Here is a 22,751-nt window from a genome sequence, read left to right on the forward strand (position 1 = left end):
GCTCAGGCGTCGAAATCGACCTCTACCCCGGGTGGCGCCGGGTGACTCTGGCAGGCCAGCACGTACCCGGCGGCCAGTTCCTCCGGCTCCAGCGCGTAGTTCCGCTCCATGCGCACCTCGCCGGCCGACAGCCTGACCCGGCAGGTGCCGCAGACGCCGCCCCGGCAGGCGTACGGGGCGTCGGTGCGCACCCGCAGCGCGGCGTGCAGCACGCTCTCGCCCGGCCTGACCAGGGCCTGGCTGGTGCGGCCGTCGAGACGGAACCTCAGCGACACCTCCACCCCCGGCTCGGCGGTCGCGGCGGGCGATGCGGGCTCACCGGCGTAGAAGAGCTCGTAGTGGACCCGTTCGCGGGCCACCCCGTCGAGCGCCCGCTGGGCCGACTCCACCAGGCCCTTCGGGCCGCACAGGTAGTAATGGTCGGCCGGGCCGAACAGCGGCAGGACGCGGGCGACGTCGATGCGGCCCGAGGCGATCGGCGCCTCCTGCTCCTCGCGGCTGAGCACGTGCAGCAGGTTGAGCCGGTGACGGTAGCGGTCCTTCAGGTCGGCCAGCTCCTCGGCGAACATCACCTCGCCCGCCGTCCTGTTGCCGTAGACGAGCGAGAACCTGCTGCGCGGCTCCTGGGCGAGCGTGGTGGCCAGCAGGGACAGGACGGGGGTGATGCCGCTGCCGGCGGCGATCGCCAGATGATGTCTCGATTTATCCGGATAAAGCGGCGTATGGAACCGGCCGAGCGGCGGCATCGCCTCGACGACGTCGCCCGGCCTGAGCCGGTCGTTGGCGTACGCGCTGAACGCCCCGCCGGCCAGCCGCTTGACCCCGATGCGCAGCGGGCCGCCCACCGGGGAGCAGATGGAGTAGCTGCGCCGCACCTCCTGCCCGCCGAGCCGGACCCGGACGGTGAGATGCTGCCCCTGCACGAACGGCAGGCGCTCGGCGAACGTCACGGCCACCGCGTCGTCGGTGAGCCGGTCCACGGCCGCGACGGTCAGCGGCTGGAATCGGCTCACCCTAGATCTCCTTGACGTGGTCGAACGGTTCGAGACAGTCACGACAGGCGAAGTGCGCCTGGCAGGCGGTGGAGCCGTAGCGGCTGACCAGCCGCGTCCTGAGCGAGCCGCAGCGAGGACAGGCCGGGGCCAGCGTGAGCGCCACAGGCCCCCCGGTCGGGCCTGGGGGTGAGATGCCGTGTTCGCGGAGTTTTCTGCGGCCTTCCTCGGTGATCCAGTCGGTCGTCCACGGCGGGGACAGGACGGTGACGACCGACACCCCGGGCAGCGCCCGCCGCAGGTCGTCGCGGATGGCGTCCATGGCGGGGCAGCCCGAGTAGGTCGGCGTGATCACCACCTCGATCCCGCCGTCGCCGGTGCGCCGGACGTCGCGCAGGATCCCCAGGTCGCCCAGCGTGACCACGGGCAGCTCGGGATCGGGCACGGCGGCGGCCACCGCCCGGATCTCCGCCACACCCCGGTTGCTCACCAGGTGGCTCCGGCGTGCTCGCGGTGCAGGGCCTGCAGCTCGTCCAGCAGCTCGGTGAGGTGTGCCTCGTGCTCGCCCCGGCGCCCGCCGCGCCGCTGCGGCCCGCCTTCCGGCGCGCTGAGTCCGGAGTCGTCCAGGACCCCGTGCACGTACGCCGCCCACGGCGCCCGGAGCGCGGGGTGGTCGTCGAACAGCTCACCGGTGTACGGCCACAGGCTCTCCAGCGCGGCCGTCATGCGCCGGCGGCTCTCCTCGGTGCCCCGGCCCAGCCGCACCGACCACAGCCGGGCGTAGTCGCGGTGGTAGGCCAGCTCCTTGACGCCCTTGGCGGCCACGTCGTCCTCGGGGTGGTCGGCGTAGAGGGCGTGCAGGAACGTGGCGTACAGCAGGTGGCGCACGACGGTGTGCGCGAAGTCGCCGTTCGGCTGCTCGACCAGCAGGCAGTTGCGGAACCCGGCCGGGTCGCGCAGGTAGGCCAGCTCGTCCTCGTCGCCCGCGCGCGACAGCAGCGACCTGGCCTGCCCGAGGAGGTCGAGGCTCAGGTTGGCCAGCGCGATGTCCTCCTCCAGCGTGGGCGCCCTGGTGACCCATTCGGCCAGCCGCTGGGACAACACCAGGCAGTCGTCACCGATCTCCAGCGCGCCGATCACAGGTGTTCCACCCCTTCCGGCACCTCGTAGAACGTCGGGTGCCGGTACGGCTTGTCGGCGGCCGGGTCGAAGAACGCGTCCTTCTCGTCCGGTGAGGAGGCGGTGATCTGGTCGGCGGGCACCACCCAGACGCTCACCCCCTCCTGGCGGCGGGTGAACAGGTCGCGGGCGTGCCTGAGCGCCAGCTCGGCGTCGGGGGCGTGCAGGCTGCCCGCGTGCACGTGCGACAGCCCGCGCCTGGGCCGGACGAACACCTCCCACAGCCGCGTCACGCCCGGCTCCCCTCGGAAACGCTCGTGGTCTCGGAAACGCTCGTGGTCTCGGGGACGGGCATGCTCTCGGGGACGGCCGCGGCGTAGGCGGCCGCGGCCTCGCGGACCCAGGCGCCGTCGTCGTGGGCCCGCCGCCGGTGCGCCATGCGCTCGGCGTTGCACGGCCCGTCGCCCGACAACACCCGTTTGAACTCCGCCCAGTCGATCTCCCCGTGGTCATGGTGCCCGCGTCCGACGTTCCAGCGCAGCTCGGGATCGGGCAGCGTGACCCCGAGGATCTCCGCCTGCGGCACGACCATGTCGATGAACCGCTGGCGCAGCTCGTCGTTGGAGTGCCGCTTGATCTTCCAGGCCATCGACCGGGCGGAGTGGGTGGACTCGGCGTCGGGCGGGCCGAACATCATCAGCGACGGCCACCACCACCGATCCACCGCCTCCTGCGCCATCCGGTGCTGGGCCTCGGTGCCGTGGGCGAGCGCGTACAGCAGCTCGTAACCCTGCCGCTGGTGGAAGCTCTCCTCCTTGCAGATGCGCACCATGGCCCTGGCGTACGGGCCGTAGGAGCAGCGGCACAGCGGCACCTGGTTGACGATCGCGGCCCCGTCGACCAGCCAGCCGATGGCGCCGACGTCCGCCCAGGTGGGGGTGGGGTAGTTGAAGATCGAGGAGTAGCGCTGGCGGCCTTCGTGCAGGGCGTGCAGGAGCTCGTCCCTGTCGACGCCCAGCGTTTCGGCCGCGCCGTACAGGTAGAGGCCGTGGCCGGCCTCGTCCTGGACCTTGGCCAGCAGGATGGCCTTGCGCTTGAGGCTGGGGGCGCGGGTGATCCAGGCGCCTTCCGGCTGCATGCCGATGATCTCGGAGTGGGCGTGCTGGGCGATCTGCCTGATCAGGGTCTTGCGGTAGTCGTCGGGCATGTCGTCGCGGGGTTCGATGCGTTCGTCGGCGTCGATGAGGTCCTGGAAGGTGCGCGTCACTGCCACTCGTAGAAACCCTTTCCCGTCTTGCGTCCCAGCTCGCCGGCCGCCACCTTGGCGCGCAGCAGCGCCGGCGGCTCGAATCGGGGGCCCAGCCTGGCGTGCAGGTATTCGGCGATGGCCAGCCGGACGTCGAGCCCGACCAGGTCGCCCAGCCGGAGCGGGCCCATCGGGTAGCCGTAGCCGAGCGTCATGGCGGTGTCGATGTCGTCGGCACTGGCCACGCCCTCCTCCACCATGCGGATCGCCTCCAGGCCGAGCAGCACGCCCAGGCGGCTGGTGGCGAAGCCGGGCGAGTCGTACACGACGACGCCGGTCTTGCCGATCCGCTCGGCGTACGCCCTGGCCCGGTCGAGCACGTCGCCGGCGGTGGCCTTGGTGACGATGATCTCGACCAGCCGCTGCACCGGGACCGGGTTGAAGAAGTGCATGCCGATCAGCCGTTCCGGCCGGTCCAGCCCGGCGCCCAGCTCCCCGATGGACAGCGAGCTGGTGTTGCTGGCCAGCACGGCCCCGGCGCCGACGGTGGCCTCGGCCGCGGCCAGCACCTCGACCTTGAGCCGCGGGTCCTCCGGCACGGCCTCGATCACCAGCTCGGCGTCGGCGGGCACGCGGCCCAGGGTGAGCCTGCTCAGCGCCTCGTCCGCGGGGCCGCCGCCTTTGGACTCGGCGACCGCCAGCCCCTTGGCGACGCGCTCACGGGCCGCCTCGGCCTCGGGCTCCTGGACGGTGACCTGGTCGCCGCGCGACAGGAAGACCTGGGCGATGCCGGATCCCATGCGGCCACCGCCGATGACGGCCACCTTCACGACGCCCCCTTGTCCAGAAATTTCTGCATCCGTGCGTGTTTCTCGGGGTCCTCGAACAACACCGCCTGGGCCAGGTGATCGACCGCAGGGTGCGCCTGCGGCGGCGCGTCGAGCACCAGCTTGGTCAGCCGCAGCGCGGCGGCCGACGCCTTCGCCATGCGGTCGATCAGCGCGTGCGCGCGGGCCTCCAGCTCGGCCGGCTCGCACACCTCGGACACCAGCCGGCAGTCCTTCGCCTCGGCCGCGTCGATCCGGTGCCCGGCCAGCAGCACCAGCTTGGCCAGCGGCTCGCCGACCAGTTCCTTGAGCCGCCAGCAGGCCCCGGCGCCGGCGATGATGCCCAGGTTCGGCTCGGGGTTGCCGAAGACCGCCCTGGTGCTGGCCACGCGCAGGTCGCAGGCGTAGGCCAGTTCCGCGCCGCCGCCGAGCGCGTAGCCGTCGACGGCGGCCACGGTCGGCATCGGCAGGCGGCGGATGCGCTCGAACAGCGTGCTGTTGATGCCCTGCAGCGCCTCGTCGCGGCCGCGCAGCAGCAGTTCGCCGATGTCGGCCCCGGCCGCGAACACGCCGTCGCCGCCGGTCAGCAGCAGCGGCCTGGGGTCGCCTTCCAGCAGGCCGCACACCTGGTGCAGCTCGCCGACCATCTCCGCGTCGATCGCGTTGCGCGCGTCGGGCCGGTGCAGGCGCACCACCACCCGGTCGCCGCGCTCGTCAACCAGCAGCGTCCTCACGTGTCACCTTTCCGCGCGTGGTCGTCCGCCTGGCCGTCCGCCTGGCCGTCCGCCTGGGCCGAGGGGTGGCCGGCCCCCTGGGGGGTAGGGCCGGCCACGTCCGCGCCGCGGGCGTTCCCATCGCGCGCGGCCGTCCTCGTGAGGGTGCCGCCCCGCTGGGGAGGGAGGGGTGCCTGCCCGTACGTGACACGGTTCACAGGCGCTCCACCAGCAGGGCGACCCCCTGGCCGACACCGACGCACAGGGTCGCCAGCCCGCGCCGCCCGGACTCGCGTTCCATCCGGCCGAGCAGCGTGACGACGAGCCTGGCGCCGGAGCACCCGAGCGGATGCCCGAGTGCGATGGCGCCGCCGTCGGCGTTGACCGTCTCGGGGTCGAGGCCGAGGCGGCGCACGCAGGCCAGCACCTGCGGCGCGAACGCCTCGTTCAGCTCGACGGTGTCGGCCTCGCTCCATCGGGCCCTGGACAGGGCCTTGCGCGTGGCGGGCACCGGGCCGAGGCCCATGAGGTGCGGCTCGACGCCCGCGGCGGCGCTCGCCACGATCCTGGCGCGCGGTGTGAGCCCGTGGCGGCGCACCGCCTCCTCGCTCGCCACCACGACGGCCGCCGCGCCGTCGGACAGCGGCGACGACGAGCCCGCCGTCACGACGCCGCCGTCGCGGAAGATCGTCCTTAACCCGGCCAGGCGGTCCATCGAGGTGTCGGGGCGCGGGCCCTCGTCCGCACGCACCTCGCCGACCGGCACGATCTCGGGCGCGAAGCGGCCCTCCTTGGCCGCGGCGACCGCGCGGGCGTGGCTGCGCAGCGCCCAGGCGTCGGAGTCGGCGCGGGTGATGCCGTCGAGCGCGGCCACTTCCTCGGCGGTCTCGCCCATCGACAGCGTCGTGCGCGGTTCGAAGCGCGGGTTGGTGAAGCGCCAGCCCAGCGAGGTGTCGGCCACCTCGCCCGGCTTGGCCCACGGGGTGCCGGGCTTGGCCATCACCCAGGGCGCGCGGGTCATGGACTCGACCCCGCCGGCCACCACCAGGCCGGAGTCTCCCGCCCGGACCGCCTGCGCCGCCGAGACGACCGCGCTCAGCCCGCTCGCGCACAGCCGGTTGACCGTGTAGGCGGGGGTCGTCTCCGGCAGGCCGGACAGCAGGGTGGCCATGCGGGCCACGTTCCTGTTGTCTTCCCCGGCCTGGTTGGCGGCGCCCAGGACCACCTCGTCGACTGCCTCGGGATCGACCTCGGCGCGGCGCACCGCCTCGCCCACGACCAGCGCGGCCAGGTCGTCGGGCCGCACGCCGGCCAGCGCGCCGCCGTAGCGGCCCATCGGCGTCCGCACGCCGCCGACCAGGAAGACCTCGGTCATGCCGGACGCCTGGACTGCACCACGTGGAAGCGGCCCGCGACGTAGCCGGGGTCGGTCAGCGAGGCCGTGGCCGCCGGGTTGGCGCCGGTGCCGTGATAGTCGCTGAACGCGGCCGACTGGTTGACGAACACGCCGCCGGTGAGGTTGCACGACAGGTTGACCCCGGCCTCGAGCGCGGCCCGCTCGGCCTGGTCGAGCACGTCGTCGGAGGTCGAGTACGCCGCCGCGGTGAGCGCGCCGCGCGCGGTGATGGTGCGGCGCAGCACGTCGAGGCTCTCCTGCGTGGACGCGGTCGGGACGAGGAACGCGATGGGCCCGAAGTGCTCGCGCCCGAAGACCTCCTCCTTGCCCGGATCGACCCGGACGATGACCGGCGTGCGCACGGTCGCGTCGGGGAACGACGGATGCTTGATCGCGCGGGACTCCAGCACCACCTCGCCGAGCGAGGGCGCGGCGTCGACCCTGGCGAGCACGTCGGGGTTGACGATGGCGCCGGTCAGCTCGACCGCCTTGGCGTCGTCGCCGAGCAGCCTGCTCACCGCCGCGGCGAGGCCGGCCGCGACCTCGTCGAAGCTCTTGTGGCCCTCGTCGGTCTCGATGCCGCCGGCCGGGACGAGGATGTTCTGCGGCGCGGTGCACATCTGGCCGCTGTAGAGCGACAGCGAGAACGCCAGGTTGCCGAGCATGCCGCGCCAGGAGCCGGTGGAGTCGAGGACGATCGTGTTCACCCCGGCCTTCTCGGTGTGCACGAGCGCCTGGCGGGCGTTCTGCTCCAGCCAGTCGCCGAACTCGGTGGAGCCGGTGAAGTCGACGACGCGCACGTCGGGGTGGGTGGCCAGGGTCTTGGCCAGGCCGCGCCCCTCCTCGACCGCCAGCGACACCAGCGCCGGGTCGAACCCGGCCTCGGCCAGCACCTCGCGGGCGATCTGAACGGTGATCGCGAGCGGCAGCACGGCGCGCGGATGCGGCTTGACGATCACCGGGTTGCCGGTGACAAGCGAGGCGAACAGGCCCGGGTAGGCGTTCCAGGTGGGGAACGTGTTGCAGCCGATCACCAGCGCGACGCCCTTGGGCACGACGGTGAAGCGCTTGTTCATGACGAGCGGGTCGCCCTTGGCGGGCTTCTCCCAGCGGGCCTCGGCGGCCGAGGCGGTCATGGCGGCGTAGCCGTAGGCGATGGCCTCCAGCGCGCGGTCCTGCGCGTGCGGCCCGCCGGCCTGGAAGGCCATCACGAACGCCTGCCCGGTGGTGTGCTGGACCGCGTTGGCGAGCTCGAAGCTGCGCTGGTTGACGCGGTGCACGATCTCGACGCAGGTGAGCGCGCGCCGCTCGGGCCCGGCGTCGCGCCAGGCGGGCAGCGCCGACCTGGCCGCCGCGATGAGGTCGTCGATCACCGGCTCGGGGTAGGTGACCCCCAGGTCGATCCCGTACGGCGACCGCTCGCCGCCGATCCAGGCCCCGGTGCCGGGCTGCTCGATCGGGAACGGCTTGCCGAGATACGACTCGAACGCCTCCTTGCCCCGCTCGGCCGCGCCCTCACCGTAGACGCGGGGGCTCGGGGATTCGGGGTAGGCGCTCCAATAGCCACGGTCGGCGATCGCGGAAAGGGCTTTCTCCAGGGTCTCGCGATGCTGTTCGAACACGGTGTTCACCCTCTTGACAGGATCGGCCGGACGGTGATGTGTTTACCGAACATTCGGTCAGTTGACAAGGGAGACTTCCGTTGGAGAGCGCGCGTCGCATGATGGACGCCGATCTGGCCTCCGCGTCCCTGGGTATCGAACTGGTGGAACTGGGCACAGGACGGGCGGTGTGCCGCATGACCGTGACCGGCATGATGATCAACGGTCATGCCCTGTGCCACGGCGGGTACGTCTTCCTCCTGGCCGACACCGCCTTCGCCTGCGCCTGCAACAGCCACGGGCCGGTGACGGTGGCGGCCGGGGCGGAGATCACGTTCGTCTCACCGGCGCACGAGGGTGACGTGCTGGTGGCCGAGGCCGTGGAACGCACCAGGTACGGACGCAACGGCATCTACGACGTCACCGTCCGCAAGCCGGGCGGGCAGGTGGTGGCCGAGTTCCGCGGCCGCGGCAAGTCGTTAAGGGAGAACGACCGATGAAGTACGGCGAACCCCCCGAACCCGGAGAACTCCACCCGATCGAGCGCGTATCCCGCGACGAACTCATGGCGCTTCAGCTCGAGCGCCTGCAATGGACGCTGCATCACGCCTACGAAAATGTCCCGCTATATCGGCGTAAATTCGACGAACACGGCGTGCACCCGAACGACTGCAAGGAACTCGACGACCTCGCCGGGTTTCCTTTCACCACGAAACAGGATTTGCGCGACAGCTACCCCTTCGGGATGTTCGCCGTGCCGCGCGAGCGGATCGCTCGGGTGCACGCCTCCAGCGGCACCACCGGCAAGCCCACCGTGGTCGGCTACACCGCCAGGGACCTGCGTACCTGGGCCGGGGTGATGGCCCGCTCGATCAGGGCCTCCGGCGGGCGTCCTGGCGACCTGGTGCACGTCGCGTACGGCTACGGGCTGTTCACCGGCGGGCTGGGCGCGCACTACGGGGCCGAGCGGCTGGGCTGCACGGTGGTGCCGGTCTCCGGCGGGATGACGCAGCGCCAGGTGCGGCTCATCGCCGACTTCCGGCCCGACGTGATCATGGTGACGCCGTCGTACATGCTGGCCCTGCTGGACGAGTTCGAGTCGCAGGGGCTCGACCCGCGCGCGTCCTCGCTACGGGTGGGGATCTTCGGCGCCGAGCCGTGGACGGAGGAGATGCGCGCCGAGATCGAGGACCGCTTCGACCTGCACGCCGTGGACATCTACGGTCTGTCCGAGGTGATGGGCCCGGGCGTGGCCAACGAGTGCGTCGAGACCAAGGACGGCCTGCACGTCTGGGAGGACCACTTCTACCCAGAGACGGTCGACCCGTTCACCGGCGCGCCCGCGCCCGAGCAGGGCGAGCTGGTGTTCACCACGCTCACCAAGGAGGCCATGCCGGTCATCAGGTACCGCACCCGCGACCTGACCACGCTGCTGCCCGGCACCGCGCGCCCCGCCTTCCGCCGGATGGCGAAGGTGACGGGACGGACCGACGACATGATCATCCTGCGCGGCGTGAACGTGTTCCCGACGCAGATCGAGGAGCTGGTGCTGCGCACGCCAGGCCTGTCGCCGCACTTCCAGCTCCATCTGACCCGTCCTGGACGGCTGGACGTGATGACCGTCAAGGTCGAGTGCCGCCCGGGGTTCACCGGCAGGGACGAGGCCGCGGCGGCGCTGCGTGGCGCGGTCAAGGACGGGGTCGGGGTGAGCGTCGAGGTCGAGGTCGTGGACCCGGAGACGCTGGAGCGCTCGGTGGGCAAGCTCCGGCGAGTCATCGACAAGCGGGATAATTAGCCATATGGCCACCACCACCCGTCAGCGAAAGCGCGGGCACGACCCGGAATCCGTGCTCTCCATCGCCGTGAACGTCTTCAACGAGCGCGGCTACGACGGGACCAGCATGGAAGACCTGGCCCGGGCGCTCGGCGTCACGAAATCCGCCATTTACTACCACGTACCAGGCAAGGAACAACTGCTCGCCCGGGCGCTGGACCGGGCGCTCGACGGGCTGTTCACCATGATCGCCGACGAGCGAGCCGCCACCGGGCCGGCGATCGAACGCCTGGAGTGGGTGGTGCGGCAGAGCGTCCGGATCCTGGTGGACCGGTTGCCGTACGTGACGCTGCTGCTGCGGGTCCGCGGCAACAGCCACACCGAGCAGCAGGCACTGGAACGGCGGCGGGAGTTCGACCGGTTCATCGCCCACCTGGTCAAGCAGGCGGCGACGGACGGGAGCATCCGATCGGACCTGGACCCGGCGCTGGTGACGCGGCTGCTGTTCGGGACGGTGAACTCGATCACCGAGTGGTACCAGCCGGGGGGCGGCGGGTCGGCGGACGACCTGGCGGACGCCATCCTGACGATGACCCTCGACGGACTACGCGTCTGACCCGCCCCAGGTCCCTTGGGGGCAGGTGCCGCGTGCGCGGCACCGGCGGGCGGCGGGTGCTCCCGAGTGAGGGCGGGAGCCGGGGCGGCTAGTCGGTGAGTTCGTCGCGCTGCGGAACCGGGGGGAGCTTTCCGCGCAGGTCCTGGCGGATCGCGTCGCCGAGCTTCTTGGTCGCGATGCGGTTGAGCGCGCCCCCCGCCACGGCGCCCGTCAGGAACGGCCCGAGCGTGGTCAGGTGGCGGCCGAGCGTGCGCATCAGCCGGTTGCGCAGGGCGGTCTTGGTGGCCGCGCCGAGCGCGAGCGTGACGGATCCGGGGGCGAGCGGGTCGACGCCGCGCTGCTTGGCCCAGGCGGAGGTGAACGCGAAGGCGCGCTGGGTGCCGCTGCCCTGGACGCGGACGCCGTACACCTCGTGCAGTTCGGCCAGCAGCTTGACCTCGATGGCGGCGACCACGATGGTCTCGGCCACGAGCTGTGCGGGGGCGGAGAGCAGGAGGGGTGGCGCGGCGAACTGGGCCGCGGCCAGTGCTCCCCCGATGGCCCCGACGGCCGTGGTGGCCTTCTGGGCGGTGCGCACCAGGTCGTCGGCCAGCGCCTCGCCGGTCAGGCCGTGGTGGTGCTCGGAAAGGGTCTGCAGATCTCTGATCGGGATGCGCGGCGCGATGTTGAGGAAGACATCGGCCAGCCAGCGCCCCCGGCCCGCGCCGGTCGCGCGCGCCCGTTTGGCGCCCGCGGCCAGGGCCTGGGCTAGGCGGCCGAGCAGCCTGCGCCGCTCGGCCGGCTCGAGCTCACCGGGCTCGGTGAGCCTGCCAACGAGCTCGCCGACCTCGTTCTCGGGGTCGGCGATCTCTTTACCTGGCTGGTTGTCCTTCTCTGGTACGGCCACGCGGTTGCCTCCTCGTCAGGCGGCGCACTCCCGGCAGACCTGCTGGCCGTTCTTCTCAGAGGCCAGCTGGCTACGGTGGTGCACCAGGAAACAACGCGAGCAGGTGAACTCGTCGGCCTGACGGGGGATCACCCGCAGGGAGAGCTCTTCGTTCGACAGATCCGCACCGGGCAGTTCGAGCGACTCGGCAAGGTCCGTCTCATCGATGTCGATGCTGCCAGACGACTTGTCGGTGCGCCGCGCCTGGAGTTCCTGAAGGCTGTCTTCACCCAGGTCGTCGTCTGTCTTGCGCGGGCTGTCGTAGTCGGTAGCCATTGTGCTTACTCCATCCCCCTCATCTATATGTCTTCGCGCCCTTCGCGCGTCTTCTAACGTCCGGGAGGCCCATCTTGTGCCCGTTCCGCCGGGGAGATTTCCCATCGGTACCCCGCGGAAACGGACAACGAACCTCCCAACACGTCAGGGCCTGCTGCCGTCGGCAATGGTTAGCCAAATATGGCGAAACCCACAGCCTTGGCGTCATGCACCACCGTGTTCGACGGCACATCCAACCACATGTACGGCGTGAACGAGACGCGCCCCGTCGAGCAACACGCCGGACCGGCACACGGATTCAGCGTCTCGGCAGCCGGATGGTGACCACCAGGCCCCCGCCGTCGCGCGGCACGGCGGTCACATTCCCCCCGTGTGCCTGGACGACGGCGCGGACGATGGACAGCCCGAGGCCCGCTCCCTTGGCCGACTCAACGCGGTCCGCGTTGAGCCGTCTGAAGGGCTCGAACAGGCTGTTCACCTCGTATGCCGGGACGTGCTGGCCCGTGTTGGCCACCTGAACAACCAAGCCCCCGTCCACCATTCCCGTTCGGATCCAGACTTTTCCGTTTTCGGGAATGTTGTACTTCACCGCGTTCTCGAGCAGGTTGCTGACGGAGCGTTCCAGCAGCACCGGGTCGCCGATCGTGGGGGCCGCGCCCAGATCAGTGCTTATCGTCACACCGTGTTCCTCGGCGAACGGCGTGACCTGCTCCACGGCGGTGCGCGCCACGTCCTGGACGTCCACCGGCTTGCGCACGGCCAGCTCGCGCTCGCTCCTGGCCAGCAGCAGCAGGCCCTCGATGAGCTTCTCGTTGCGGGCGTTGACCTCCAGGAGGGTGCGGCCGAGCGCCTTGAGGTCCGCTGAGGCCTCCGGGTCGGACAGGGCGATCTCCAGGACCGTCCTGTTGATGGTGAGGGGCGTACGCAGCTCGTGAGAGGCGTTGGCGACGAATCTGCGCTGGGCGTCGAAGGCGATGTTGAGCCGGGTGAGCATGTCGTCGAAGGTGTCGGCCAGCTCCTTCAGCTCGTCGTCCGGGCCGTGCAGGTCGATGCGCTGGTGCGCCAGCGTGCTCTCGGACAGCTTGCGCGCGGCGGCGGTCATCTGGCTGACCGGCTTGAGCGCGCGGTCGGCGACGAAGTAGCCGATGATGAGCGCCAGGATGGCCACGCCGATCAGGGCCATGAGCGCGTTCTGCAGGAGCAGGTCTCGTGCGTTCTGCACGGTCAGCTCCTTGGCCTGGGCCCACTTGACCTGGAAGATGGCCGCGTCGATGGCGTCGACGCCGCGGGTGTCGATCTGCGGCCAGCCCGCCACGATCGCGTTGCCGACGATGGCGTACATGGTGAACAGCAGCACGGCCCCGGCCAGGAAGACGAAGCCGCCGTAGGTGACGGTGAGCCGCCAGCGGATGCTGACCTTGCCCTGCAGCCCCCTCATCCGCTCCATCGTCGTGCGCTGCTGCGCGGCGGCGTGGCCAGGCGGGGCGGGGCCGTCCCAGGCCGGTGGGCCCGTGGGCGGCGGCGCCTCCTGCACGCGCGTCGCCTTGCGTGCCGAGTGCGGGCTGATCATCGGGTGCGTCGGGCCCGCCTTGGGGTCTGGCCGTTCGCTCACAACTTGTATCCCACTCCGGGTACGGTCTCGATCACCTGGGGGTCGCCCAGCTTCTTGCGCAGCGTCATCATGGTCACGCGAACCACGTTGGTGAACGGGTCGATGTTCTCGTCCCACGCCTTGTCCAGCAGGTCCTCCTGGCTGACCACGGCGCCCTCGGCGCGCATCAGCTCCTCCAGGACCGCGAACTCCTTCTTGGTCAGGACGATCTCCTTGCCGTCGCGCTCCACCAGCCGCTTGCCCGGGTCGAGCCTGATCCCGGCCCGCTCCAGCACCGGCGGCAGCGCGGGCGCGGAACGGCGGCCGAGCGCGCGCACCCTGGCCACCAGCTCGATGAACACGAACGGCTTGGCCAGGTAGTCGTCGGCGCCCAGGCCGAGGCCCTCCACCTTGTCGTCCACGTCGCCCGAGGCGGTCAGCATCAGGATGCGCGAGGCGGAACGCTGCTCCACCAGCCGGCGGCACACCTCGTCGCCGTGCACGACCGGCAGGTCGCGGTCCAGCACGATCACGTCGTAGTCGATGTAGGAGGTGCGCTCCAGCGCGCCCCCGCCGTCGTAGGCGACGTCGACCGCCATGGCCTCGCGCCGCAGCCCCGTCGCGATCGCGTCGGCGAGCACCCGCTCGTCCTCAACCACCAGCACCCGCACGCCGGTACACCTCTCTCCGATTCTGGTCATTCATTCTGCCCACAGACTCGATAAGCGCACGGTAAGACATGTTCAGCCCCGGGTGAGGCCCCGGTCGGGCATCCCGCGGCGAAATTCATGTTTCGGAGGGCGAGAACCCGGGGTATGCCTGCGGAACACCCATTGCCCGGACATGAACCCGCAATGGGCGCACATCGCCCCCACGCAAGACTGAACCCCCCTGAGAGAGTAGGTGAGATGGGCGAGTTCACGACCACGATCGAAACCCGACTCGACCAGGCCTACAAGGGTCTTCGGGAGGCGCGGAGCACCGGCGACGACTACCTCGCCGACACGCTCACCGCCGAGATCGAGGACCTGCGCCGCCTGGCCGACGATCATGGCATCCCGCTGAACGGATAGAGCCGCCGTCAGCGGACGCGAACGGCCGGGGCCCAGGAGGAGGGGCGCCGGCCGTTCGCCGTGCGGGCGGTCGCCCGCTCAGACGTCGCGTTCCGGATCGAGCGGGACGAGCAGGTCGTGCAGCTCCTCGAACAGCCCGGCGGCGGCGCACAGCGTCAGATCGGTGTTGGCCGGACGGCCGCGCAGCCCGCCGAGCCTGGCGCCCGCCTCGGTGGCGATCAGGCCGGCCGCGGCGTAGTCCCAGCGGTTGACGCCGCGCTCGTAGTAGGCGTCCACCCGTCCCGCGGCCACCGAGCACAGGTCGATGGCGCACGAGCCGCCGCGCCTGATGTCGCGTACGCGCGGCAGCACCTGGGCCACCACCTGACCCTGGACGGCCCGCCGGTCGGCGCCGTAGCCGAATCCGGTGGCCACCAGCGCCCGTTCCAGCGGCACGCCGGTGTTGCAGCGCAGCCGCTCGCCGCCGAGCCAGGCGCCCTCGCCGCGGGCCGCGCAGAACAGCTCGCCCCTGGCCGGCAGGTTCACCGCGCCGGCCACGACCTCGCCGTTCACCTCGACCGCGATCGACACCGCCCAGTCGGGCAGCCCGTACAGGAAGTTGACCGTGCCGTCGATCGGGTCGACGACCCAGCGCACGTCGGACTCGCCGCGCGCCTCGCCCTCCTCCTCGCCGAGGATCGTGTCGTCGGGCCTGGCGGCCAGGATGCGCTCGCGGATGAGCTGCTCGGACGCCTTGTCGAGGATGGTGACCACGTCGGTGGGGCTGGACTTGGTCTCCACGGCCCCGGACATCGTGGGCCGCCTGGCCAGCAGCATGTCGCCGGCCTCGCGGGCGATGTCCTCGGCCAGTTTCGCGAAGCCGGGCATCACACCACCGAGTCCGGGCGCTTCCACTCCTGGCCGAGCACGTGCTGGGCGAGGAAGGCCAGGACGGTCTCGTACCAGGCGACGGCGTTGCCCGGCTTGAGTATCCAGTGGTTCTCGTCGGGGAAGTACAGGTACTTGGACTCGACGCCGGTGCGCTGCAGGTCCCACCACAGGCGCAGGGCCTCGCCGATGGGCACCCGGTAGTCCTTGTCGCCGTGGATGACCAGCATCGGCGTGGTGATCTTGTCCAGGCTGAGGTGCGGCGACAGCAGCTGGTAGCGTTCCGCGCCCGGCGCGCCGAACTCGCGCTGCCAGTACGAGGAGGCGTCGGTGGTGCCGACGAACTGGTCGAGGTTCCACAGCGAGGCGTGGGTGACGATGGCCTTGTAGCGGTCGCTGTGACCGGCGATCCAGTTGGCCATGTAGCCGCCGAACGAGCCGCCCATCGCGGCGATGCGCTCGCTGTCGATGTCGTCCCTGGCCAGCGCGGCGTCCACGATGGCGTCGAGGTCGGCCTGGGTGCGCGGGCCCCAGTTGCCCCAGCCGCGGTCGATCCACTCCTGGCCGTAGCCGGTGGACAGGCACGGGTCGGGCATCAGCACCGCGTAGCCGTGCTGCGCCATGATCCACGCCTGCCAGCGCCACTGCCAGTCGTTCCACGAGGCGATCGGGCCGCCGTGGATCCACAGCAGGAACGGCGCGGGGTCGTCGGCGGAGGCGCCTTCGGGCAGCACGAGCCAGCCGCGCACGGTCGCGCCGTCGTCGGCGGTGGCGGAGATCTCGGTGAGCGTGCCGGGCACCTCGGGACGCGGCGCGGGCGAGGGCAGGTCGGTGATCTCGCCGGTGGCGAGGTCGATCCTGGCCGGGGCCGGGGCGAGGTCGATGGCGCTGCGCAGCGCGTAGAGCGTGGTTCCGTCGGCGGCGGGGTTGGGCGCGAGGTAGGCGGCGTGGTCCTGGGTGAGCCTGGTGGTCTCGCCGTCCAGCGGGACGCGGAAGAGCGGGCGGCGGCCCTGGAAGTCGGCCACCAGGTGGACGGCCGTGGAGTCCGGCGTCCAGGCCAGGTCCATCGGGAACAGGTCGCCGGCGTAGGTGCGGCCCTGGCCGGTGGCCAGGTCGCCGATCCACAGCTCGGCCTTGGCCGACACCTCCAGGCTGTCGACGCGGTCGCGCGAGCAGGCCACGCGGGCGCCGTCGGGCGAGATCGCCAGCGGCCCGGTGAAGTCGAAGCCGGTCTCGGTGAAGAGCGTGCGGCGTTCGCCGGTGGCCACGTCGATGGCGACCAGGTCGCTGCGCAGCTCGCCGCCGGGCAGCGGGATCCGCCAGGTGGCGACCACGGTGGCGCCGTCGGGGGTGAGCTCGAAGGCGACCTCGCGCAGCGCCTCGCCGGCGTCGGGGGTCAGGTCGCGGACGTCCTCCAGCCGGTCGGCGCCGAGCCTGGCGGCGAACAGGCGGGTGCGGCCGGGGCCGAGGTCGTGGTCCCAGAAGCGGACGGGGTAGCCCTCGTACAGGATGGCGCTGATGCCGGCGTCCTTGCGGGCCTTGCGCCGTTCCTCCTCGGTGGACTCCTCGCCGTCGAGCACGTCGGCGGCGAACACCACGACGTCGCCCGCGGCGCGCACGGCGCCGATGCCGCCTGGGCGGGTGGCGATCTGGCGGGCCTCGCCGCCGGCGCGGGGCAGCAGCCACAGCGAGGGCGTCTCGTCGGAGGAGTCCTTGACGGTCGCGTCGGCGCGGGCCGAGGTGAACAGCACGTCGCCGGACGCGGTGAAGACGGCCTGGCTCTCGCCCTTGGCCGAACGCGTGAGCCGGTACGGCGCGGTGTCGGGGGATCCGGTGTGCGGACCAGAGAGGGGACCAGGGAGCGGAATCGCCCAGAGCGCGGTTCCGTACGACTTGCCGTCGGGGTTCAGCGACTGGACCACCGAGACGAGCCTGGACTCGTCGGGCGAGAGCTTCAGCGAGAGGACTCGCGGAATGGCTACATAGTCGCGTATGTCGTTGAATGCGCTCACGTGATCGAACCTACCTCTCCGGAGGGACCGCCCGCACGCCGACATAGGGTTGCGACGTGGGAACTTACGATGCTCTGCTGCTGCTGTCGTTCGGCGGCCCTGAAGGCCCCGACGACGTGCTCCCGTTCCTGGAGAACGTCGTGCGCGGCCGCGGCGTGCCCAGGGAGCGGCTGCTGGAGGTCGCCGAGCACTACCAGGGCTTCGGCGGCGTCAGCCCGATCAACCGGCAGAACCGCGACCTCGTCGAGGCGCTGCGCCCGGTGATCGACGTGCCGGTCTACTGGGGCAACCGCAACTGGCACCCGTTCGGCGAGGACACCGTGCGGCGGATGAAGGCCGACGGCGTGCGCAGGGCCGCGGTGTTCGCCACGTCGGCGTTCGCGGGCTATTCGAGCTGCAGGCAGTACTACGAGGACATCGCCAGGATCTCCGTCGATGGCGGCCCCGAGCTGGTGAAGATGCGCCACTACGGCGAGCACCCCGGGTTCGTCGCGGCCATGGCCGACCACGTGCGCGACGCGCTGGAGCGGCTCGGCCGCGACGACGCCCGCCTGGTCTTCACCGCGCACAGCATCCCGGTCTCGATGGCCGAGACCGCCGGGCCGTCCGGCGGGCTGTACGAGGCGCAGCTGCGCAGGAGCGCCGAGCTGGTCAACCGGGAGCTCGGCCGCGACCAGCCGTGGGACCTGGTGTGGCAGTCGCGCAGCGGGCCGCCGCAGGTGCCGTGGCTGGAGCCGGACGTGTGCGACCACCTGCGCAAGACCGACGCCCCCGCGGTGGTGCTGGTGCCGATCGGCTTCGTCTCCGACCACATGGAGGTCGTCTACGACCTCGACACCGAGGCCAGGCAGGTGGCCGGCGAGCTGGGGCTGCCGATGGAGCGGGCGGCGACGGCGGGCACGCACCCGCGGTTCGTCCGCATGGTGCGCGAGCTCATGGACGAGCCGGAGCCGACCCCGTGCCCGCTGACCTGCTGCCCGCCGCCCCGCCGGGTTCACGCGTAGGCGCGGGCGTAGCCCTCGGCCAGGCTCATGACCTTGTTCACGTAGTCCCAGGAGTGGTTGTAGAACCAGATCGCCTTGCGTAACCTCTCGCCGCCCTGGCCGGCCTTGTTGGCGCACAGGTAGTTGGCCGCGCCGGGCACGGCGTCGTACGGGCTCCAGATGTCCTTCTTGCCGTCGCCGTCGCCGTCCACGCCGTAGTGTTTCCAGGTCGCGGGCATGAACTGCATCGGCCCGAGCGCGCCGGCGCTCGACGGCCCGTTGTTGCGTCCGTGGCCGCTCTCGACCTGGCCGATGGCCGCGAGCACGGTCCACGACAGTCCTGGGCAGCGGGTGGCGGCGGCCTTGTAGAGCTCCAGGTAGCTGCTCGGCCGGCCGACGGTGACGGTGGCGGGCTGCTGCGGCTTGGGCGTGGCGGCCCGGCGCGTGTCGGCGTCGAGCATGACGATCTGGGCGTCCTTGCCGAGCAGCTTGCGCACGCCGGCCTCGCTGATCTTGCCGGGTTTGCCGTGCAGCAGCACCGCCACGCCTGGGGCCAGGCCGAGCGCCTTGCCCAGTTCGGCGCCGACCAGCGCGTCCACGCCTTTGAGCCCGAGCGTGGCCGAGGCGGCCAGCCGGAGTCTCGGGCCGCCGTCCACCTGGTAGTGGGCGCCGGGGATCATGCCGTTCCTGCGTGCCGTGGCCATGTCGACGACGAGCTCGCCCCTGGCCAGGGCGCTCCAGACGGCGGGCTGGTCGGCGACGGGCTGGGGCGTCCAGGAGCGGAAGTGCGCCGGGTCGACGGCCAGCAGGTTCAGCGGGGTGCCGGAGATCTTGACCGAGCCGGCGTCCACGACGATCACCTTCTGCACGTCGCGCAGCGCGCCGAGCGCGTGCCGGGTCTGCCGGGGCACGGCCGCCGGGGTGACGGCGAGCACGCGGGGCGGGGTCGCGGTGACGCCGGGGCCGCCCTGGCCGAAATCGGTGACGGGCGCGGCGCTGGGTACGAGGCTGTCGAGCCGGGGCGCGGGCTGCTGCGGCCGGCGCTCCTGCTGCCCCGCCGCCTGGCTGACCGGCGCCTGCGCCGTCCTGAGCAGGTCCTCGCCGAGGATCAGCGCGAGCGCGCCGCCCGCTCCGGTGATGGACAGCACCGCGACGACCATGAGCACGACCGCGCGGACGGAGGGAAGACCGGACACTGGGGACACGTTACTTGACTTGCCGAAATATCACTTGCTGTCGTCGCGGATCGTGCGTCATTGTTAGGGCGTTTGACGTAAGGGGGAAATGACGTGGTCGGGCCTTACCGGGGATTGTTCGACGGGCCCGGGGTCAAGGGTTTCGTGGTGGCCGGGTTCTTCGGCCGGATGCCGATGTCCATGCTCGGCATCGGGGCCGTACTCCTGATCACCGGCGCCCACTACGACTACGCCGTCGCGGGAGCGGTCTCCGGGGTCGTCAGCGTCGCCTTCGCCGTCGCCGCGCCGCTGTCCGGGCGGCTGGTCGACAAGGCCGGCCAGGCCCGGATCATCGTGCCGTTCGCCGTGGTCAACGGGCTGGCGCTGGCCGGGCTCATGCTCTGCGTGGCGTTCGGGCTGCCCGAGTGGACGCTCTACGCCGCATCCCTGCTGGTCGGCGCGACCTCGCTGTCGATCGGATCCATGGTCAGAGCCCGCTGGTCGAACCTGCACGCAGGATCGAGCAAGCTGCACACGGCCTTCGCGTTCGAGTCGGTCGTCGACGAGGTCATCTTCGTCACCGGTCCCGCGCTGGTCACCGTGCTGGCCACGACGATCAACCCGTACGCCGGACTGATCGTGGCGCTGGTGGCCAGCCTGGCCGGGTGCCTGGCCCTGGCGGCGCAGCGGCGCACCGAGCCGCCGGTGAGCAGGATCAAGACCGGTGGCGGCGGCACGCCCATCACGATCCCCGGCATCGCACTGCTGGCCTGCGTCTACGTGGCGCTGGGCGCGGTGTTCGGCTCGGTGGACCTCATCACGGTGGCCTTCGCCGAGGAGCACGACGTGAAGTGGGCCGCCGGGTTCCTGCTGGCCTCGTTCGCGGGCGGCTCGATGGTGTCGGGGCTCTGGTTCGGCGCGCGGGCCTGGAAGATCTCGCTGCGTGGCCGGTTCGTGCGGACGCTCGGCGTGTTCGTCGTCGGGCTGCTGCCGATCATGTTCATCGACAGCGTGCCGATCATGGCGATGGCGCTGTTCCTGGCCGGACTGGCCATCTCGCCGACGCTCATCACCGGGTTCTCGCTGACCGAGCGGCTGGTGCCGCCGTCCCTGCTCACCGAGGGCATGGCGTGGATCTCCACGTCGATCGGGCTGGGGGTGGCGATCGGCGCGGGCGCGGGCGGGCGGCTCACCGAGCTGTACGGCCCGTCCAACGCCTACGGCTTCGCGCTGGGCGCGGCGGCGCTGGCGGTCGTCGTCGGTGTCGGAGGTTCGGGTTTGCTGAGACTTCCCGAAGCGCCTTCACCCCCCAAGAGTTGATCCGCTACGGTCGGGACATCCCTCGCAACATCCATCACATTGGAAACTTTTGCTATGTCCCGACAAATCACTTCACTTCTAGCCATCGCGGCTGTTGCCGTCGCGCTGACCCCCACACCCGCCCTGGCCCAGGCCCCCAAGAAGCCGGAGGTCGACTGCGAGCAGGTCAAGTGCATCGCGCTGACCTTCGACGACGGGCCTGGGAAGCATGCGGGCAAGCTGCTCGACACGTTGAAGAAGTACGACGCCAAGGCGACCTTCTTCCTGGAGGGCCAGTACGTCAACAGCCGTCCGGCCTACGTCAAGCGGATGGTCCAGGAGGGCCACGAGCTCGGCAACCACAGCTACAAGCACCCTGACTTCACCAAGGTCGACCCCTGGGTGATCAAGAGTGAGATCCAGCGCACCCAGGACGCGGTGAAGAAGGCGGCCGGGGTCGAGCCCAAGCTGCTGCGCCCGCCGTACGGGCTGGCCGACCTGCAGGTGTCCGACATCGCCGCCGAGTTCGGCATGCCGATCATCCTGTGGACCGCCGGTTCCAACGACTGGAACACCAAGAACGTCGAGGCCATCAAGAAGAAGACGCTCGAGGTGGCCGAGCGCGACGGCATCATCCTCATGCACGACTGGGTCGAGCAGACGGTCCAGGCCATGCCGTCGATCGTGAAGTCGTTGCAGGCCAAGGGCTACACGCTGGTGACGGTCTCGGACATCATCAAGCGGCAGGAACTGCAGCCCGGCGACGTGTTCCCGCTTCCCGAAGGCTGGGATAAGTGAGTATCGTTCACGTTTAATCGGAACGATGCTCTGTGACAGGGGTGCTCATGGTCTTCTCCAACTGGGCCGGCAACCAGACGGGCACCCCTGCTGAGGTGCGTACCCCCACGTCCGTCGAGGACGTGGCCCAGGCCGTGCAGGACGCGGCCGCCACCGGGCGGCGGGTGCGCATGGTGGGCACGGGCCACTCCTTCACCGGAGTGGCCCTCACCGACGGCATCATGCTGCGCCCGCACGGACTGACCGGGATCAGGTCGTTCGACGGCGACCGGGTGACCGTGCTGGCCGGCACCCCGCTCAAGGCGCTCAACGAACTGCTGCACGAGCGCGGCACGGCCCTGGCCAACATGGGCGACATCACCGAGCAGACCATCGCGGGCGCGATCCAGACCGGCACCCACGGCACCGGACGCGACAGCGGCGGCCTGGCCGACCAGGTGACCGAGCTGGAACTGGTGCTGGCCGACGGCTCGCTCGTGACCGCGCGCCCCGGCGAGGACCTGTTCGACGCGGCCAGGGTCGGCCTCGGCGCGCTCGGCGTGCTGACCGCCGTCACGTTCCGCGTCGAGCCCGCGTTCCTGCTGCACAACCGGCGGCGCAAGATGACGCTCACCGGCATCCTGGACTCGCTGGACGACCTCACCTCGGCCAACGAGCACCTCGACTTCTTCTGGCTGCCGCACACCGACGCCTGCCTGGCCAAGACGAACAACAGGAACCCAGGCCCGCCCAAGCCGCCCAGCGCGGTCAAGCACTGGCTGGACAACGTGTTCCTGGAGAACACCGTCTTCGGCGCGGCGTGCGCGCTGGGCGGGCGCTTCCCCGACCTGATCCCGCGGATCAACGCGGTCACCGCGGCGGCGCTGGGCGACTCGGAATCCGTCGACACCTCCTACAAGATCTTCACCGCGCAGCGGGACGTGCGCTTCCTGGAGATGGAGTACGCCGTCCCGCGCGAACACCTCGGCCAGGCCCTGCGTGAGACGCGCGATCTGGTCGAGCGGATGGACTGGAAGATCACCTTCCCGGTGGAGGTACGGGTGACGCCGCCCAGCGAGGCGTGGCTGTCGACCGCGTACGGGCGGGAATCGGCCTACATCGCCTGCCACATCTACCGTCCCACGCCCAACCCGGACTACTTCGAGGGCGTGGAGGAGATCATGACCAGGCTGGAGGGCCGGCCGCACTGGGGCAAGCTGCACACCAGGGACGCGGGCTATCTGGGGAAGGTGTATCCGCGGTTCGCCGACTTCCTGGCGCTGCGCGACCGGCTGGACCCGCGGCGGCTGTTCACCAACGACTACCTGGACCACGTCCTGGGCTAGAGCTCCCCGGCCGGGGTTTCCGGTTCCTCGGCTTCACCCGGGTTCGGGTCCTGGTCCGGGGTGCCGGTGGGTTCGTCCGTGCCCGGGTCCGTCTCCGTCGGGGTCTGCGTCGGGGTCTGCGTCGGCGTGGGGGTGGACGTGGG

At 71.1% G+C, this 22,751-nt stretch carries 24 protein-coding genes; 8 read left to right on the forward strand and 16 right to left on the reverse strand.

What is annotated here, in order from left to right:
• Positions 1-2: 2 nt before the first annotated feature.
• The 9 genes from HII36_RS25085 to paaN form a co-directional block, all read right to left on the reverse strand.
• Positions 3-1,013, reverse strand: a complete 1,011-nt coding sequence (locus HII36_RS25085) for a 2Fe-2S iron-sulfur cluster-binding protein (RefSeq protein WP_328807871.1) — start codon at positions 1,011-1,013, stop codon at positions 3-5.
• Position 1,014: 1 nt separating this feature from the next.
• Positions 1,015-1,482, reverse strand: a complete 468-nt coding sequence (gene paaD, locus HII36_RS25090) for a 1,2-phenylacetyl-CoA epoxidase subunit PaaD (protein WP_173525687.1) — start codon at positions 1,480-1,482, stop codon at positions 1,015-1,017.
• A complete protein-coding gene (paaC, locus tag HII36_RS25095; RefSeq protein ID WP_173525688.1) occupies positions 1,479-2,132 on the reverse strand; it encodes a 1,2-phenylacetyl-CoA epoxidase subunit PaaC in 654 nt (217 codons plus the stop codon). The genes paaD and paaC overlap by 4 nt, the downstream gene beginning before the upstream one ends.
• A complete protein-coding gene (gene paaB, locus HII36_RS25100; protein ID WP_173525689.1) occupies positions 2,129-2,404 on the reverse strand; it encodes a 1,2-phenylacetyl-CoA epoxidase subunit PaaB in 276 nt (91 codons plus the stop codon). Before paaB ends, paaC begins: the two co-directional genes overlap by 4 nt.
• Positions 2,401-3,384 carry a 1,2-phenylacetyl-CoA epoxidase subunit PaaA gene (paaA, locus tag HII36_RS25105; protein ID WP_173525690.1) on the reverse strand — a complete coding sequence of 328 codons (984 nt, stop codon included), beginning with the start codon at positions 3,382-3,384 and terminating at the stop codon, positions 2,401-2,403. The genes paaB and paaA overlap by 4 nt, the downstream gene beginning before the upstream one ends.
• Positions 3,375-4,187, reverse strand: coding sequence for a 3-hydroxyacyl-CoA dehydrogenase family protein (locus HII36_RS25110; RefSeq protein WP_328807872.1), 813 nt, complete (start codon positions 4,185-4,187; stop codon positions 3,375-3,377). The genes paaA and HII36_RS25110 overlap by 10 nt, the downstream gene beginning before the upstream one ends.
• Entirely contained in the window at positions 4,184-4,918 is a 735-nt protein-coding gene (locus HII36_RS25115) for an enoyl-CoA hydratase/isomerase family protein (protein ID WP_173525691.1), read from the reverse strand. Before HII36_RS25115 ends, HII36_RS25110 begins: the two co-directional genes overlap by 4 nt.
• 193 nt (positions 4,919-5,111) lie before the next feature.
• Positions 5,112-6,272 (reverse strand): thiolase family protein, encoded by a 1,161-nt coding sequence (locus tag HII36_RS25120; protein WP_173525692.1) that lies wholly within the window; start codon positions 6,270-6,272, stop codon positions 5,112-5,114.
• On the reverse strand, positions 6,269-7,915 hold the full coding sequence (paaN, locus tag HII36_RS25125) for a phenylacetic acid degradation protein PaaN (protein WP_328807873.1): 1,647 nt from the start codon (positions 7,913-7,915) through the stop codon (positions 6,269-6,271). The genes HII36_RS25120 and paaN overlap by 4 nt, the downstream gene beginning before the upstream one ends.
• A 98-nt stretch (positions 7,916-8,013) precedes the next feature.
• On the opposite strand from paaN, the gene paaI reads away from it, so the two are divergent.
• The 3 genes from paaI to HII36_RS25140 are packed head-to-tail and all read left to right on the forward strand — an operon-like array spanning position 8,014 to position 10,284.
• Complete coding sequence (gene paaI, locus HII36_RS25130; RefSeq protein ID WP_173525707.1) at positions 8,014-8,394, forward strand: hydroxyphenylacetyl-CoA thioesterase PaaI; 381 nt, start codon at positions 8,014-8,016, stop codon at positions 8,392-8,394.
• On the forward strand, positions 8,391-9,689 hold the full coding sequence (paaK, locus tag HII36_RS25135; protein WP_173525694.1) for a phenylacetate--CoA ligase PaaK: 1,299 nt from the start codon (positions 8,391-8,393) through the stop codon (positions 9,687-9,689). The genes paaI and paaK overlap by 4 nt, the downstream gene beginning before the upstream one ends.
• 4 nt (positions 9,690-9,693) lie before the next feature.
• On the forward strand, positions 9,694-10,284 hold the full coding sequence (locus tag HII36_RS25140; protein WP_173525695.1) for a TetR/AcrR family transcriptional regulator: 591 nt from the start codon (positions 9,694-9,696) through the stop codon (positions 10,282-10,284).
• 88 nt (positions 10,285-10,372) lie between these two features.
• On the opposite strand, the gene HII36_RS25145 is transcribed toward HII36_RS25140, so the two are convergent.
• From HII36_RS25145 to HII36_RS25160, 4 genes are all read right to left on the reverse strand, one after another.
• Positions 10,373-11,170, reverse strand: coding sequence for a hypothetical protein (locus HII36_RS25145; RefSeq protein ID WP_328807874.1), 798 nt, complete (start codon positions 11,168-11,170; stop codon positions 10,373-10,375).
• A gap of 15 nt (positions 11,171-11,185) precedes the next feature.
• Positions 11,186-11,485, reverse strand: a complete 300-nt coding sequence (locus HII36_RS25150; protein ID WP_020542847.1) for a DUF4193 domain-containing protein — start codon at positions 11,483-11,485, stop codon at positions 11,186-11,188.
• A gap of 298 nt (positions 11,486-11,783) precedes the next feature.
• Positions 11,784-13,055, reverse strand: a complete 1,272-nt coding sequence (locus HII36_RS25155; RefSeq protein ID WP_173525709.1) for a sensor histidine kinase — start codon at positions 13,053-13,055, stop codon at positions 11,784-11,786.
• Between the two features lie 38 nt (positions 13,056-13,093).
• Positions 13,094-13,747: a response regulator transcription factor gene (locus HII36_RS25160; RefSeq protein WP_173525696.1), complete on the reverse strand. Its 654-nt coding sequence runs from the start codon at positions 13,745-13,747 to the stop codon at positions 13,094-13,096.
• A 237-nt stretch (positions 13,748-13,984) separates the two neighbouring features.
• Here HII36_RS25160 and HII36_RS25165 point away from each other — a divergent pair, with 237 nt between their 5' ends.
• Entirely contained in the window at positions 13,985-14,149 is a 165-nt protein-coding gene (locus tag HII36_RS25165) for a hypothetical protein (protein WP_173525697.1), read from the forward strand.
• Between the two features lie 78 nt (positions 14,150-14,227).
• On the opposite strand, the gene HII36_RS25170 is transcribed toward HII36_RS25165, so the two are convergent.
• On the reverse strand, positions 14,228-15,016 hold the full coding sequence (locus HII36_RS25170) for an inositol monophosphatase family protein (RefSeq protein ID WP_173525698.1): 789 nt from the start codon (positions 15,014-15,016) through the stop codon (positions 14,228-14,230).
• Positions 15,016-17,073, reverse strand: coding sequence for a S9 family peptidase (locus HII36_RS25175; protein ID WP_173525699.1), 2,058 nt, complete (start codon positions 17,071-17,073; stop codon positions 15,016-15,018). The genes HII36_RS25170 and HII36_RS25175 overlap by 1 nt, the downstream gene beginning before the upstream one ends.
• Before the next feature lie 11 nt (positions 17,074-17,084).
• Between HII36_RS25175 and HII36_RS25180 the strand changes: the two genes are divergently transcribed.
• On the forward strand, positions 17,085-18,032 hold the full coding sequence (locus HII36_RS25180) for a ferrochelatase (RefSeq protein WP_173525700.1): 948 nt from the start codon (positions 17,085-17,087) through the stop codon (positions 18,030-18,032).
• On the opposite strand, the gene HII36_RS25185 is transcribed toward HII36_RS25180, so the two are convergent.
• Positions 18,023-19,207, reverse strand: coding sequence for a lytic transglycosylase domain-containing protein (locus HII36_RS25185; RefSeq protein WP_328807877.1), 1,185 nt, complete (start codon positions 19,205-19,207; stop codon positions 18,023-18,025). The two genes, HII36_RS25180 and HII36_RS25185, sit on opposite strands and share 10 nt — an antisense overlap.
• Positions 19,208-19,300: 93 nt before the next feature.
• Between HII36_RS25185 and HII36_RS25190 the strand changes: the two genes are divergently transcribed.
• Genes HII36_RS25190 through HII36_RS25200 form a run of 3 tightly spaced genes read left to right on the forward strand, consistent with a single transcriptional unit; the run spans position 19,301 to position 22,608 of the window.
• Complete coding sequence (locus HII36_RS25190; protein ID WP_173525701.1) at positions 19,301-20,506, forward strand: MFS transporter; 1,206 nt, start codon at positions 19,301-19,303, stop codon at positions 20,504-20,506.
• A 54-nt stretch (positions 20,507-20,560) separates the two neighbouring features.
• A complete protein-coding gene (locus HII36_RS25195; protein ID WP_173525702.1) occupies positions 20,561-21,283 on the forward strand; it encodes a polysaccharide deacetylase family protein in 723 nt (240 codons plus the stop codon).
• 47 nt (positions 21,284-21,330) lie between these two features.
• Complete coding sequence (locus HII36_RS25200; RefSeq protein ID WP_173525711.1) at positions 21,331-22,608, forward strand: D-arabinono-1,4-lactone oxidase; 1,278 nt, start codon at positions 21,331-21,333, stop codon at positions 22,606-22,608.
• Positions 22,609-22,751: the final 143 nt, after the last annotated feature.

It is taken from the genome of Nonomuraea antri (assembly GCF_013283785.1).
Lineage (GTDB): Bacteria > Actinomycetota > Actinomycetes > Streptosporangiales > Streptosporangiaceae > Nonomuraea > Nonomuraea antri.

What these genes read in the sequence shown, in the direction of transcription:
- HII36_RS25200 (WP_173525711.1), top strand. Translation starts at nt 21,331, where the DNA reads ATGGTCTTCTCCAACTGGGCCGGCAACCAGACGGGCACCCCTGCTGAG.
- HII36_RS25155 (WP_173525709.1), bottom strand. Translation starts at nt 13,055, where the DNA reads ATGATCAGCCCGCACTCGGCACGCAAGGCGACGCGCGTGCAGGAGGCG.
- HII36_RS25165 (WP_173525697.1), top strand. Translation starts at nt 13,985, where the DNA reads ATGGGCGAGTTCACGACCACGATCGAAACCCGACTCGACCAGGCCTAC.
- paaK (WP_173525694.1), top strand. Translation starts at nt 8,391, where the DNA reads ATGAAGTACGGCGAACCCCCCGAACCCGGAGAACTCCACCCGATCGAG.
- HII36_RS25170 (WP_173525698.1), bottom strand. Translation starts at nt 15,016, where the DNA reads ATGCCCGGCTTCGCGAAACTGGCCGAGGACATCGCCCGCGAGGCCGGC.
- HII36_RS25175 (WP_173525699.1), bottom strand. Translation starts at nt 17,073, where the DNA reads ATGTCGGCGTGCGGGCGGTCCCTCCGGAGAGGTAGGTTCGATCACGTG.
- paaI (WP_173525707.1), top strand. Translation starts at nt 8,014, where the DNA reads ATGATGGACGCCGATCTGGCCTCCGCGTCCCTGGGTATCGAACTGGTG.
- HII36_RS25120 (WP_173525692.1), bottom strand. Translation starts at nt 6,272, where the DNA reads ATGACCGAGGTCTTCCTGGTCGGCGGCGTGCGGACGCCGATGGGCCGC.
- HII36_RS25195 (WP_173525702.1), top strand. Translation starts at nt 20,561, where the DNA reads ATGTCCCGACAAATCACTTCACTTCTAGCCATCGCGGCTGTTGCCGTC.
- HII36_RS25150 (WP_020542847.1), bottom strand. Translation starts at nt 11,485, where the DNA reads ATGGCTACCGACTACGACAGCCCGCGCAAGACAGACGACGACCTGGGT.
- HII36_RS25140 (WP_173525695.1), top strand. Translation starts at nt 9,694, where the DNA reads ATGGCCACCACCACCCGTCAGCGAAAGCGCGGGCACGACCCGGAATCC.